General features: G+C 70.3%; 11 protein-coding genes and 1 pseudogene. 3 read left to right on the top strand and 9 right to left on the bottom strand.

Annotated features, from left to right (window positions below; translation table 11 throughout):
- Nucleotides 1–5 precede the first annotated feature (5 nt).
- The 5 genes from ALI22I_RS24280 to ALI22I_RS24260 form a co-directional block, all read right to left on the bottom strand.
- On the bottom strand, nucleotides 6–455 hold the full coding sequence (locus ALI22I_RS24280; protein ID WP_077007841.1) for a GNAT family N-acetyltransferase: 450 nt from the start codon (nucleotides 453–455) through the stop codon (nucleotides 6–8).
- A 124-nt stretch (nucleotides 456–579) separates the two neighbouring features.
- On the bottom strand, nucleotides 580–1284 hold the full coding sequence (locus ALI22I_RS24275; RefSeq protein ID WP_338013510.1) for an MmyB family transcriptional regulator: 705 nt from the start codon (nucleotides 1282–1284) through the stop codon (nucleotides 580–582).
- Nucleotides 1285–1557: 273 nt separating this feature from the next.
- Nucleotides 1558–1800 (bottom strand): hypothetical protein, encoded by a 243-nt coding sequence (locus tag ALI22I_RS24270; protein ID WP_143532403.1) that lies wholly within the window; start codon nucleotides 1798–1800, stop codon nucleotides 1558–1560.
- Between the two features lie 84 nt (nucleotides 1801–1884).
- On the bottom strand, nucleotides 1885–3588 hold the full coding sequence (locus ALI22I_RS24265; RefSeq protein WP_077007839.1) for a VWA domain-containing protein: 1704 nt from the start codon (nucleotides 3586–3588) through the stop codon (nucleotides 1885–1887).
- 548 nt (nucleotides 3589–4136) lie between these two features.
- The gene (locus ALI22I_RS24260) at nucleotides 4137–4418 is read right to left on the bottom strand and encodes a hypothetical protein (protein ID WP_077007838.1); all 282 of its coding nucleotides are present in this window, start codon (nucleotides 4416–4418) and stop codon (nucleotides 4137–4139) included.
- Nucleotides 4419–4461: 43 nt separating this feature from the next.
- Here ALI22I_RS24260 and ALI22I_RS24255 point away from each other — a divergent pair.
- A pseudogene (locus ALI22I_RS24255) lies at nucleotides 4462–5243 on the top strand (transposase family protein).
- A 32-nt stretch (nucleotides 5244–5275) separates the two neighbouring features.
- Here ALI22I_RS24255 and ALI22I_RS24250 read toward each other — a convergent pair.
- Together ALI22I_RS24250 and ALI22I_RS24245 are read right to left on the bottom strand one after the other, a co-directional pair.
- Nucleotides 5276–5926 (bottom strand): response regulator, encoded by a 651-nt coding sequence (locus ALI22I_RS24250; protein ID WP_077007837.1) that lies wholly within the window; start codon nucleotides 5924–5926, stop codon nucleotides 5276–5278.
- Nucleotides 5917–7548, bottom strand: coding sequence for a sensor histidine kinase (locus ALI22I_RS24245; RefSeq protein ID WP_077007836.1), 1632 nt, complete (start codon nucleotides 7546–7548; stop codon nucleotides 5917–5919). Before ALI22I_RS24245 ends, ALI22I_RS24250 begins: the two co-directional genes overlap by 10 nt.
- 1002 nt (nucleotides 7549–8550) lie before the next feature.
- Here ALI22I_RS24245 and ALI22I_RS24240 point away from each other — a divergent pair.
- Nucleotides 8551–9048 carry an NUDIX domain-containing protein gene (locus ALI22I_RS24240; protein ID WP_077007835.1) on the top strand — a complete coding sequence of 166 codons (498 nt, stop codon included), beginning with the start codon at nucleotides 8551–8553 and terminating at the stop codon, nucleotides 9046–9048.
- A gap of 21 nt (nucleotides 9049–9069) precedes the next feature.
- Here ALI22I_RS24240 and ALI22I_RS24235 read toward each other — a convergent pair whose 3' ends face one another.
- Together ALI22I_RS24235 and ALI22I_RS54780 are read right to left on the bottom strand one after the other, a co-directional pair.
- Nucleotides 9070–10278, bottom strand: coding sequence for an acyl-CoA dehydrogenase family protein (locus ALI22I_RS24235; protein WP_077007834.1), 1209 nt, complete (start codon nucleotides 10276–10278; stop codon nucleotides 9070–9072).
- The gene (locus ALI22I_RS54780) at nucleotides 10275–11069 is read right to left on the bottom strand and encodes a DapH/DapD/GlmU-related protein (protein WP_077007833.1); all 795 of its coding nucleotides are present in this window, start codon (nucleotides 11067–11069) and stop codon (nucleotides 10275–10277) included. The genes ALI22I_RS24235 and ALI22I_RS54780 overlap by 4 nt, the downstream gene beginning before the upstream one ends.
- A gap of 190 nt (nucleotides 11070–11259) precedes the next feature.
- Here ALI22I_RS54780 and ALI22I_RS24225 point away from each other — a divergent pair, with 190 nt between their 5' ends.
- Nucleotides 11260–12636, top strand: coding sequence for a helix-turn-helix domain-containing protein (locus ALI22I_RS24225; RefSeq protein WP_077007832.1), 1377 nt, complete (start codon nucleotides 11260–11262; stop codon nucleotides 12634–12636).
- The last annotated feature ends 14 nt before the right edge of the window (nucleotides 12637–12650 follow it).

Below are 12650 nucleotides of genomic sequence, written 5' to 3'. Positions count from 1 at the left end.
CCGTCCTAGATGGGCCCCGGATGCCCGAACCGCGCGATCCGCAGCCCACCCTCCACCACCACCGTGTCGACCAACCGGAACCCCAGACCCTCGTACAACGCGATCGCGGGCGCGTTGTCCGCCCCCGTCGACACGATCACCGGACCGCCCTCGGCCAGCACCTGCTCCACCAACCGACGCGCGAATCCCAGCCGGAAGTGGCTCGGCGCCACGCACAACCGGTCGATGTCCAGCACACCGTCGACCTTCGCGTAGCCGACGAACGCCACCAGATCACCGTCGACGTACCCGCCGAGCCACCGCAACGGCAGTCTTCTGACGTCGTCGACCGACTCGTGCAACGGCGGCATCGCCGTGCTCCCGATCAACTCCGCCTCCACCGCGTAGGACTGCAACGCGATCCGGTGCACGGCCTCCGCCGTCGTGTCGTCGGTGAGGTCAAGAGGAACGATCATGCGACCACCGCCTGCTGTGCGTGGGAAAGGTGAGACGAAGGTTGCCATTCGGTGATCGATCCAACCATCGCTCAACGATCGTCCGGGCGCGGCGCCCACCGGACCACGGGCGGGGCGCTGCCGCCTACCGGCGTGTGTGCGAGCTGTTCGTGGTGTCCGGTGGACCGGCGATCGCGGCGAGCTGCAGCTTGGTCTCGTCCGCGCTGCCGGGCACGGCAGTCATGATCACGATCTTGAGCTCGGAGTCACCGTCGGTCAGCACATCGCAGTCCACGGTGATGGGCCCCACCGAGGGGTGCTCGATCGTTTTCCGGTCCTCACGGTGAGCGGCCACCGTACCGATCGCCCACAGCTCGGCGAACCGTCGGTTGCCTGCACTCAACACGCGGATCAGCTCCGCCAGTCGCGTGTCGTCGGGGAAGCGGCCGGTGGCGCGGCGCAGGTCGGACACGACGGCGAGGTCGGTGGCGTCGGTGGCCCCCTCGTCCAGGATGGTCACCGGCCATAGCGAGAGGTGGGCAGGACCCGCACTCACCGGGAACCTGTCACGGGCGAAATTGCGCAGCTGCGGTGGTGACGACGAGGGGTCGCCCAGCAGCCCGGCCCAATGGCGGTTCCACCAGATCAGCTGCCAGTCCGCCGCGAACACGGCGACCGCGACGTTCCCGAGCCGGCTGAGCACACGGTGAACGCCGGGTGGGATGTGACCGGAGATCGCGCCGTCCGCCGGCGGGACGAGGTGGGCCAGCCGGTACAGATGATCCCGCTCGGCGGTGGACAGTTGCAGCGCGCGTGCCAGGGACGCCACCACCGACGCCGAGGGCCTCATGGCCCGCCCCTGCTCCAGGCGCACGACGTAGTCGACCCGACACTCCGGCGAGTTCGGCGAGCTCCTCGCGGCGTAGCCCGACCGCGCGGCGCGATCTGCGTCTGCGCTCCGGTCGGTTCGTTGGCCGTCGCCGCCGGCCTGGTGGGGCCGTCGTACGGCCAGGTCGTCACCGTGGCCGGCACCGGCTCGTCGTAGTCGACATGGGAGACCGCGACGGCGGCCGGCCTTTCCGCGTAGATCGTCAAGGTCGTGCAGTGGCCGTCGGGCAGCTCCTCAAGTCCAGGGGTAGGGCCGCCGCGGCGCGGTCCACCAGCCGAGAACCGGCCACGCCACCAGGTCGATGCCGGTCAGCAGCAACGGGAACCAGACGCCCGGCTTCCCGGCGTGCACCTCTCGTGCTTTCAAGAGCAAACCGGCGATCACCAGCGAGATCGACGCCTCGACCGGCGGGCCGTCTTCCCACAGCGGGAGGACGAGCCCGACCAACACCGGTAACGCCCACACGACTACCCCCACAAGCGCGCCACCCTAGCGGTCCGCCATGGCGCCGGACGGGGCGTGAGGGACACCGGGTTGGCGCCCCTCACGCCCACGGTCGTGCTACTTCGGGGGCGGCGGGACCAGGCAGGTCACCGGCGTCGACTGGTTGCCCGACGCGTCCACGCCGTAGACGAGGGCGTCGCCGTTGAGCGTGATGCGCCAGTCGATGTCACCGACACCGGGCTTCTGGGTCGGCGTCGCGCCCGGCGCCTGCATCAGCTTGATCTTCGTGCCGGTCGGGAACCCGCCGAACACGGCCGGGCTGGCCGAGTCCGCGACGAAGATCTGCGGGTTCGGGTCGACCGCGTCGGTCGCGCTCAGCACGAAGAAGCCGTCCTCGTTGTCGGCCGGCGGGATCGTGCCGCCGGCCGGGTTGTTGGTGGGCGAGCACGTCACGACCGGGGGAGTGGTGTCCACCCAGTCCTTCAGCACGTCATCGCACACCTGGTGGCCGGCGGCGTGGGTGAAGCAGCCGCGGATCGAGTCCGTGCCGAGGCCCGAGAGGCCCTGGGTGGCCGGGTAGGTGAAGTCGGCCGTGCCCGCGGCGGAGGTGTTCGCGCCACCGGCCGCGCCCGCGTTCGGGCCGTTCAGGATGGAGAAGGCGACCGCCGTGTCCGGCACCGGGTCACCGAAGTCGTCGGTGACGGTGGCGGTCACGGTGTGCGTCTGGCCGGGCGTGCCCAACTCGTTGACCTCGTGCTCGGGCTCCACGTCGATGGCCGCGGCGCACCCGCGCACGTTCACCGTCGGGTTGTCGAACGCCACGACGTGACCCTCGGCGTCGGTGTAGGCGACCGACGGGTTGACCGCGAGCGCACCGCCACCGGCGGCCGGGAGGTGGGTCGCGGTGAACGTCAGCGTCACCGATTCGGTGCCCAGCTTGTCGATCGTCCAGGTGAGCTGGTTGCCCGCCTGGTTGACGACGCCCTTGGAGACCGCCGCGCCGCTGATCGAGAACTGCGGGGCGACCGTGTCGACCACGGTCACGCCGGTCGCCGCGGGCACCACGATGGCCGCGCCGATCGCTTCGAAGACCTCCTGCAGGTCGTCCGCGCCGGGGGCGAAGAAGTAGTGCGTCCCGTCCGGGTCGGTGGTCCAGTCCTGGATCTCGGCTTCGTTGACCGAGCCGAGGCCGATGCCGAAGATCTCGGTGCCGGCCGCGCGTGCCGCCGCCGCGTCATCGCTCGCGTCGCCGCCCTCGGTCGTCTCGCCGTCGGTCATGATGACCATCTTCTTGGCGTTGCCGGGCAACGAGCCGGCGAGCTGCGCCTGGCCGGTGGAGATGGCGGCGGAGTGGTTCGTGAGGCCGTCGGCGACCAGCGCGTCGATGGCGGCCTTGACCGCGTTCGCGTCGGACGTGAGCGGCGTGTCCACCGAGGCGGCGGAGGAGAAGCTGACCACTCCCAGCCGGCTGCCGTTGGCCACGACGCCGTTCAGCGAGCCGTCGGTGGCTTCGTCGATGATGTCGACGAACGCCTTGGCGGCCACCTTCAGCGCGTCGATCGGCTGGCCCTGCATGCTGCCGGACCGGTCGAGGACCAGTTCGACGTCCACCGGGTTGCCGGCGATGCCGGTCTCGGCGTCGAGCGTCACGGTGACCGGGACCGAGCCGCCGCAGACGATGTCCGTCACGCCGAGCGTTTTCGAGCCGGTCACCGTGCCACCCGCGGCCGTGGCGGCGGGGGTGGTGGCGAGTGGGGCGGCGAGTGCGGCCAACAGGACCGCGGTCACGCCGAAGGCCCGTCTTCGGGTGTTCTCGTGCATTCGGGATCGCACCTCCTCGTGCGTGCGCCGACATAACGCGGATTCCCCTCTGGAAGCACGCGTACGCATTCCGGCGAAGCCGGGTTTCGTCAATTCTTGAACCGGTGCGGACCAGCGAAGATTCGACTGGATGACAGTTCCGTGCGGGCCGGGATGGTGTCGGCAGAGTGAGATTAGTTGCGGTGGGGTCGAATGCCCAATACATTCACCCGATCGGGGGAGTTTGAATTGCGTGTTCGTTCAAGGCGGGTTGATCGTTACATTGATTTGCCGAATTGCGGGGACAGCACACTGCTGTGTGGTCGGGTCGCACATTTGTACGACTGATATCGGCGGAAGACACACTCTCTGTGGCCTCAAGTCCGGCCAGGCAGTGGCGACCGTCCCACGTACGACGCGTTCCGAGCCGCGACCGGCTGAGAGGCCGGGCCGGGACCGGGGGGCCAACGCGGTCGCTCCGGCGTGCGGCGGGCTCTCCCCTTGCGCCATGGCGGTCGAAATCCACTGGCCCTACGTCCGCCGGGCGGCCGGACAGCGGCTGATCTCGATCACATCAGCGCGTTGACCGGCATCTTCCACGACCGGCTCAAGAGCACCGTGCCGTTCCCCGTGGACATCGCGTCGGACGCACTGGTCCGATGACGCTCGACAGGGCCGCCCACCCGGAGGTGGACGGCCCTGTCGAGCGTGACGACAAAGCTGCGGACCATCCTGCGCAGCACGTACTGCATGATGCCGCCGTTGCGGTAGTAGTCGGCCTCACCGGGGGTGTCGATGCGGACCACCGCGTCGAACTCCACCTTCGAGCCGTCCGACTTCGTCGCCGCCACGTGCAGTCGACCAAGATCCGATGCCCCGACCGGAAGCCTCGCCGTGCTGTCCTACCCTGCCGCGATTCCGCTGTCCAACCACACCCTCATCCGCCTGGCCGATCTCATCCGCGCGGAGCGGGCGCGGCGTCGGTCCCGCTGGCGGCGTCTGGATCCCGGTCGTCAGGCGCTGCTCGTGCTCGCGCACCTGCGCAACGGCGACCCCCACGTCCGCCTCGCCGTCGGGTTCGGCATCTCCCACAGCACCGCCCGGCGCTACGTCCGCGAAGCGGTGGACCTCCTCGCCGCCCTGGCCGACGACCTCCACGCCGCCGGTGAACGCGCCGCCCGCCTGGCCTACGCGATCCTGGACGGCACCCTGGTCCCGATCGACCGCGTCACGAACCAGAAGCCGTACTACTCGGCAAACACCGACGCCACGGCGTCAACGTCCAGGTCCTCGCCGACCCGGCGGGCCGGTTGGTGTGGGCCTCGGCGGCCCTGCCCGGCGCCGTCCACGACCTGACCGCGGCCCGCGCCCACGGCCTGATCGACATGCTGACCGCCAACGACGTCACCACCTTCTCCGACAAGGCGCATCAAGGTGCGGGCGGCACGGTGCGCACTCCGTTCAAGCGCCACGCCACCCGACGGCGGTTGTCACGAGGTCAGAAGGCGGTCAACCGGGCACATGCCCGCATCCGCGCACTCGGCGAACGCGCCGTCTCGCTGCTCAAGGGCTGGAAAGTGCTGGTCAAACTGCGCTGCTGCCCACGCCGGGCCACCGCCATCGTCGCGGCCATCCTCGTTCTGCACCACATCGAGAACCGCCGCCAACCACGATGAAAAGGGTTCAGCGAATCACGTTGTCCTGCGGCTCATGACCGATCTCGCAGGAACGCGAGCACCGCGAGCACCCGGCGGTTGTCAGTTGCCGTGTCGGGTAGGTCGAGCTTGCGGAAGATGTGCTGGATGTGCGTGCCGACCGTGTTCGCCGAGACGTACAGCCGCTCAGCGATCCCCTTGTTCGACAGCCCTTCGGCCATCAGTCGAAGCACCTCGCGCTCCTGGCCGGTCAGCAGGTCGAGCGGGTCGCCGCCGTGTTTCAACACGAGGAGTTCGCCGACGACATCAGGATCGACGACGGTGCCACCCTCCCCGATGCGTTGCACCGCCTGACTGAGTTGCAGGGGTTGCAGGATGCGGTCCTTCAGCAGGTAACACATTCCGCGGGCACCGCCTTCGAGCAGCCGGGTGGCGTACTCGGGTATGACGTACTGCGACAGCACCAGAATCCCTGGTGCCGGTGTGACGTTGCGCAGCGCCGTGGCGACCTGGATGCCCTCGTCGGTGAAAGTCGGCGGCATCCTGATGTCCAGCACGACGACGTCGGGTCGTGCGGCTGTGACTGCATCATCGACTTGCTCTGGCCGTGCGGCCGTGCCTGCCACCTCGTGCCCTTCGGCCTCGAGCAAGCGCCGTAGCCCCTCCCGGACGATGACGGAGTCGTCGACGACGATCACCCGCATGGCAGCTCCGCGCGGATGAGCGTGCCGTGTCCAGGTGCGGACTGGATCTGGAAACGCCCGCCGACGGCCTCGACGCGGTCAGCCAGGCCACGTAGACCGTTGCCTGTTCGCATGGACGCTCCGCCGGGACCGTCGTCGGCGACGTCCAGTACCAGCAGACCTGCCTGGTGGACCAGTCGGACTCGCCCACCGGCGCCGGCGGTGTGCTTGGCGATGTTCTGGAGTGCCTCGCTGACGACGTAGTAGGCGGCGGCCTCGATGGAGGGATCAAGCCGCTGTGTGAGGCACGTGTCCAACGTGACGCGGTTGCCGGACCTCCGGATGAGTCCGGCCACGGCGGCGGGCAGTCCCTGGTCGGTGAGCACCGCCGGGCGAATGCCGTGGGCGAGGTCGCGCAGCTCGCCGATCGCGGCTCGCAGTTCCTGTTCCAGTTCGTCGACCAGGTCCCGGTCCTCGGCGGCCAGCCCAGTGCGCAGCGCGCCGAGTGCGAGACCGACGCCGAGCAGGCGTTGCTGGGCACCGTCGTGCAGGTCCCGTTCCAGCCGCTGCCGCTCGGCGTCCGCGGCCGCGGTGATGCGCTGGCGGGAAGCGCGCACCTCGGCGAGTTGGGCGCGCACCTCGGCGTGCAGCCGGGCGTTGTCCAATGCCAGGCGAGCGGCGGTGGCCGCGGCATCGAGGAGTTCACGGTTCTCGCACAGCTCGGGATCGTGCACGAGCACCGCCACCGGTGGATCACCCAGCGGCGTCACCGACACCGAACCGTCGGACGGCACCTCGTGAGGCCTTCCCTCGACGTCCAGCAACCCGTTGTCCGTGGGGAACGCCACCCGCAGGGACGGGTCGCGCAGCGTGGTTCCCAGTTCGGCCTCCACCCTGTCCGCCGAGACCTGTTCGAGCTTGCCCACCAGCGAGCCGACCGAAGCGAAGGCCAGCCGTTCCCGCAGCAACCCCACGAGGAACGCCCCCGGGAGCGCGGCGACCGCGACCCAGCCCGCCGCGAGGCTGACCTGTTGTCCTGTGGTACCACCACCGGCTCCGCCGTACACGGCGAGCAGGAGCACATGAGACGCCGCGATCAGCAGCACCGTCGCTCCAGCGGTGACGATCATGAAGCCGAGCACGTTGCGCTGTCTCGGTGAGGACCGCACCATGCGCCGCGTCAGCAGCGTCAGCACGACACCCGCCAGCGCGACCGTGATGACGACAAGGGTCGACCTGATCCCGATGTACAGGCCCGCGTCGGCCACGATCTGCACGGGGCTCGGGCCACACCAGTCGGCACACTGCGGGACCGGGGTCTTCGTCACGAGCAGCAGTCCGGCGCCAACGGTGTAGACCACGAACAAGGCGACGACCAGCCGTCGTTCGAACAGGTTCTCCACCCGCCCGGTGGGATAGCCGAGCAGCAGCTGCCCGCCGACCGCGTACTTCAGCCACACGGCCGGTACGCCCACCAGCACGAGGAGTTCCCGTCCGGGCATCTCGGTGGCGAGCCCGAGGCCGTTGCTCAGGTTCTCCAGGTGCAGGACCAGGCCGAGCACGATCATCCACAGGCCGGTGTTCTCCAGCGCCTTCGCGGAAGCCCCTGCTGCGCGCTGTTCCTGGGTCACGGTTTTCTGCACGGGGGCCTGTGGCCCTCCCTCATGACGACCGGGCCGGTCGCTGACATCCGGCGTGCGCTTCCACTGACGGTTCGTGTGCGCATCCGCGGACATGCCGCCGCGTCTGCCCCCAGTTCAAGCGCCGCCCGCGCGCCCGTCACGGCAGCCAAGTCAAAACCGCTGGTCATGCGCAGCTACTGACACGAATGACCGCTTCGCACTGACACGAGATGCCCGTTTCTGCTGACAACTTCGTGCCTGGTCTCACCCCATGTGATGCGCACCAGAAGTGTCATCCCCTGCGTACCTGAAGTGTCAGTGAACGATTCAGCCTGATCACGGTATCGCGAGGCCTGCGTCGCTACGCGTTTGCGTAGGCATGCTCGTGGCGGGGCGGACGTCTCGCCCTGGTCGCCTGTTCGTTCGCGGCGTCGACGGTCTGTGGACATCGATGGTCCGGCCGCCCCAGCGCCGCACGTGCCAAACAGCGGCCATCAACTGCACCGCTCCGGCGTCACCGCTGGTTCGCTGACCTGGGCGCTCGGGTCCACATTGGACTACGCCATGCGGTCGTTTGCGGTCGGCGACCGAGTCGCCTCGTCCGCCGGCCTGTGATTGTCGGTCGAGGGACCGGTGCGCCGAACGACCGCGGCCTCTGTCGGGAGAGTTGGACGCGGGGCGTTCGCCTGTCTCGCAGGGGAGCGGTAGATGATCAGGTGGTCGCCTGGTCGCCTGGTCGCCTGGTCGCCCTGGTCGCCCTGGTGCACCGCGGCGGCCAGGCGTTGCACGCGGGCCACGATCACCAGGTACAGAACGTCGCGGACCAGACCGGGATCGCGGCGCAGCCGGTCGATGATCGCGTAGGCAGCCGCGGGGGTTGATCGCTGCCGGTGGTGAACAGGTCTCCCGCCATCGGCAGCGCCGCCTGCATCGTGCACAAGCCGCTCGGCTGCGATCGCGGTCGGCACACGCGGTTGCGGGCCCGTCGGTCGGCACCGCACGGCGGTGGATAGGGTCGCTCGAATGACGACTCCAGCCGTGGTGCCGGTCGAGCAGTACGTGGCCGGCCTCAACCGCAAGCGCACCGTCGCCGGTGTCCTGTTCCGCGACGCGCGGGACAGGGTGTTGCTCCTGCAACCCTCCTACAAGGCGAATTGGGAGATCCCCGGTGGCGCGGGCGAGGCCGACGAGTCCCCGTGGGCCACCGCGACCAGGGAAGTCGCCGAGGAGCTGGGCATCACCGACCGCCCGTTGGGCGCGCTGCTGGTCGTGGACTACGTGCGGCCCCAGGACGGCCGTGACGAAGGCGTGGTGTTCGTCTTCGACGGCGGCCTGCTCGACGAGACGGACCTGGTCGGGTTGTCGTTCACCGACGGGGAGATCCTCTCCGCCGAGCTGTGCGCCGAGCAGCGGGTGCGTGCGGTGGCCAAGCCGCTGCTGGCCGACCGGATCTCCTCGGCGCTGCACGCGGTGAGGACGGGCAGGACCGTGTTGTGCGAGCAGGGCCGCCCACTGGGCTGAGCAGCCCTGCTCGCGTCGGGGTCACGTGCCGGCGGCCGTCGGCATCCCGACCTCCCCACGCGCGGTTCGGGGCTCGGGCACCGTCGGGACGGGCACGGTGTGGTACTTGCCTGCGGTGCGGTAGAGCGCGTCGTGGATTCCGTCGGCGTAGAGCAGCCCACTGAGGTCGCGGCCGGTCTTCACGGTCTGGCACGAGGACTGGAAGCCGGCCGCCCCCAACAGCACCGCGAGGTCGGCCACGACGCGGTGCGCGGTGTCGACGCCGTGTGCCTTCATCACGCACCCGAACAGTTCGGCGCGTTCGTCCCCGACGGCCGCGAGCCGTGAGGCCGTCGCGGCACCCAATAGCGCGGTGATCAGGTGGGCGTGGCCGCGGCCGAGGCTGACGAGGCTGGAGTCCCGGATCCGCGTGATCCGGCCGTCGGCGCGGCGGTCTGCCAAGTTCTCGGTCACCGTGTCGAACACCGCGGCCGCGGCACCCAGGGCGGTCGCGGTGACCAGCGGCCGGTAGGCGGCGAAGTGGCCGCGCAGCATCGCCATGCCGTCCTGGGCGAGCACGTCGTACGGGTGGACGGGCACCTGGTCGAGGTCGAGCACGCCCCACGTCCACCCGGCCAACCCGGCCGGGGACAGCGGTTGGCGGCGCAGCCGGGGATCGGTCGCGTCCATCGCCGCGGCGGCGAGACGGCCGTGTGGGGCGCGGAAGAACACCACGAACACGTCTGCCTCGGTCAGCCTGCTGATCCAGGTCTTGCGGCCGGTGAGCAGCCACGTTCCCGCCGGGCCTTCCACCGCGTGAGTGCGGGTCCGGACGACCTGGGAGCCGCCGTGTGGTTCGGTGATGGCGATCCCGGCCAGCGCGCCCGCGCGCAGCGTCGGCAGCCACCGTCGCCGGGTGTGCTCGGTGCCGTGGCGGGCGATCAGGTCGCCGTGGCCCAACCCTGTCGTGTCGCGCAGGTCGATGTCGCGGTACCCGGCCACGAACTGCGCGAGCAGCTGGAACGCGAGCGGATTGTCGGTGAACCCGGAGTCCGCGAGCACGGCACGCACGCTCAGCAGACGCCTGCTGCGTTCCGGGCCCGCGAGCAGGTCCGCCCCCACCGGGTAGCGGGTCAGTGTGTCGTCCAGGCAGTCCGCGAAGTCCCGCAGCCGTGGCCAGGACACCTCGCCCGCCGGGTCGAGCACCGCGCGCAGCGGGTGCAGCCAGGCGTCGATCTCCTCGCCGCTCACCGGGCAACCCTCCCGCGGACCGTGGCCGGGGTGCCGTAGACGACCACGCCGGGCGCGACGTCGCGGGTGACCGTGGACCCCGCGCCGACCAGGGCCTGCTCGCCGATGGTGACGCCGGCCAGGATCGTGGAGCCGGACCCGACCTTGGCGCCGACGTCGAACCGCGGTGGGTCCAGCACGGCCTGGTGTTCTGGGTCTCGCCAGGTCAAGGTCTTGTCGTTGACCGTGCGGACCCCGGCGCCGAGGAACACCCGGTCTGAGATCAGGGTGGAGCTGGTGATGTGGGATCCGGGGGAACAGCGCACCGAGCTGCCGATCACGCTCGCGCGCTCCACGGTCAGGTTGTGCCCCAGTTGGCTCTCGTCCCCGACCCGCACCGCGCTGCGCAGCAGGGTGTGGTGGCCGATCACCGTGCCGCTGCCGACCCGGGCGTCGGCGTAGAGGATCGCGCCCGCCCTGATCACCGCGCCCTCCCCGATGATCGTGTCCGCCCCGGCACCGGGGTAGTTCGCGCCCACGGCGTAGCCGAGTTCGGGTCGGCCGACGATCACGTGCTCCTCCACGCGCGCCTCGCGCAGCATGATCGTTCCGCCGTGCACGACCGCGAACGCGCCGATCACCGCGCCCGCCCGCAGCAGCACCGGCCGCGCCTGCCCGGTGGCGTCGACCGGCACGAACACAGCGAACCGGCTGATCCGCACCCCCTCCTCCACCATCAGCAGCCCGGCTCGCTCCAGTTCCGCCGCAGTCATCTCGGTTGTCTGCTCTGTCCTGATCCGTTCTGTCGTCATCACGGTCCCCTCCCTGGCCCGGCGGCGATCGCGGCCGGACCACCTCAGGACAGCGCTGACGGCGACCCCGCGACCAGCGCTGTTGCACCGCCGGAAACCCGGTTTGCGAGATCCGCAAAACCCGTGGGCACCGCCGTCGCGGCCTCGATACGCTCGGGTGTCCACCCGCGCAGTGGACAGGGGCGAGCCCATGACCGCGACCAAGGGCATCTGGCGAACCGAGGCCGTGGCCGCCGCGGTGGCCACCGGTGCCGCCGGGACCATCGTGCGAGCGCTGCGCGAGGCGAACGGGCTGACCCTGGCGGATGTGGCCGTGCGATGCGGGTATTCGATCTCGGCGCTGTCGCGGATGGAGACCGGACGGCAACCGCTGCGCGATGTCGAGACCCTACGCAGGATCGTGGACGCCCTCGGCGTGCCGGCGTTCCTGCTCGGATTGGCCGAGCACCGGCCCGGCACCACGCCCATGACCGCGCTCGTGGCTAGGGTCGAGGCGTCGACACCTGCTGACGAAGGAGACACGATGCGGCGACGGGCGTTCCTGGCGGTAGCCGGCATGGCCGGGGCCTCCTTCGCCCTGGCTCACCAGGCAACCGCGGTCGCCTCCACGGATCCCGCCGCCGTGCTCACCGAACGACTCGGCGACGTCCTGCTCGGACCGATCACCCCAGGCGAGCCCGCCGCGTTGGCCGCGCTCGATCGGGCGTTGCGCATCGCCCAAGGCGACTTCCTCGCCTGCCGCTATCTCGACCTCGCGCACCGCCTGCCACTGGTGATCGCAGCCGGCGAGGCCACCAGCCGCGAGTCCGACACTCCTGCCGCGCAGGGGCTTCTTGCCAACGCGTACATCCTTGCCAGTCGAGTCCTGACCAAAGTGGACTCGTCCTCCGGGCTGGAGTGGATCGCGTCCGACCGGGCCATGCGCGGCGCCGCCGGTGCCGAGGACCCGCTGATCTCTGCGGAAGCCCAGCGCATGGTGGCCTCCGCCGCACGCCGCGCCGGCCACCACGATCGCGCCCGGACGCTCACCCTGGCCGCGGCCGACCACCTCACCATCACCGGACCCGCTCCGGCGTCCGCGCACGTGGCGATGCACGGCATGTTGTACTGCTCCGCCTCCTACGCCGCGGCACGGGCCGGCGATCGCGACCGGGCGGCCGAACTGCTCGACGATGCCGCCGCGACCGCCCGCCAGTTGGTCGGGGACCCGTTCCGGCACAAGGCTTTGACGGCGAACATCGTGAGCCACCGCGTGTCCACCAGCTACCTGCTGGGCGACGCGGGAACCGCGCTGCGCCATGCCGAGAGCCTGCCGCTCTCGCAGATCCCCACCGTCGAGCGCCGGGCCCGTCTGCTCGTGGACACCGCGCTCGCGGCCGCGCAGTGGGACAAGCCCGCCTACGCCTACCGGATCCTTGTGGAGGCCGAACGCCTCGCGCCGGGCGAGGTCCGTACCCGCAGTGTCGTGCGCACGCTTGTCACCGACCTAATGGCCTGTCGGCAACATGCTGCGATGCCCGGTCTGGCCAGACTGGCGCAGAGGGTGCACGCAACCAGCGGCGGCTGAAGACTGAGCCTGCC

The organism is Saccharothrix sp. ALI-22-I (assembly GCF_001984175.1).
Lineage (GTDB): Bacteria > Actinomycetota > Actinomycetes > Mycobacteriales > Pseudonocardiaceae > Actinosynnema.
This window is presented reverse-complemented; position numbering and strand designations above follow the sequence as displayed.

Coding starts and splice junctions, on each gene's coding strand:
- ALI22I_RS24225 (WP_077007832.1), top strand. CDS start 11,260: ATGACCGCGACCAAGGGCATCTGGCGAACCGAGGCCGTGGCCGCCGCG.
- ALI22I_RS24280 (WP_077007841.1), bottom strand. CDS start 455: ATGATCGTTCCTCTTGACCTCACCGACGACACGACGGCGGAGGCCGTG.
- ALI22I_RS24265 (WP_077007839.1), bottom strand. CDS start 3,588: ATGCACGAGAACACCCGAAGACGGGCCTTCGGCGTGACCGCGGTCCTG.
- ALI22I_RS54780 (WP_077007833.1), bottom strand. CDS start 11,069: ATGACGACAGAACGGATCAGGACAGAGCAGACAACCGAGATGACTGCG.
- ALI22I_RS24240 (WP_077007835.1), top strand. CDS start 8,551: ATGACGACTCCAGCCGTGGTGCCGGTCGAGCAGTACGTGGCCGGCCTC.
- ALI22I_RS24275 (WP_338013510.1), bottom strand. CDS start 1,284: ATGAGGCCCTCGGCGTCGGTGGTGGCGTCCCTGGCACGCGCGCTGCAA.
- ALI22I_RS24250 (WP_077007837.1), bottom strand. CDS start 5,926: ATGCGGGTGATCGTCGTCGACGACTCCGTCATCGTCCGGGAGGGGCTA.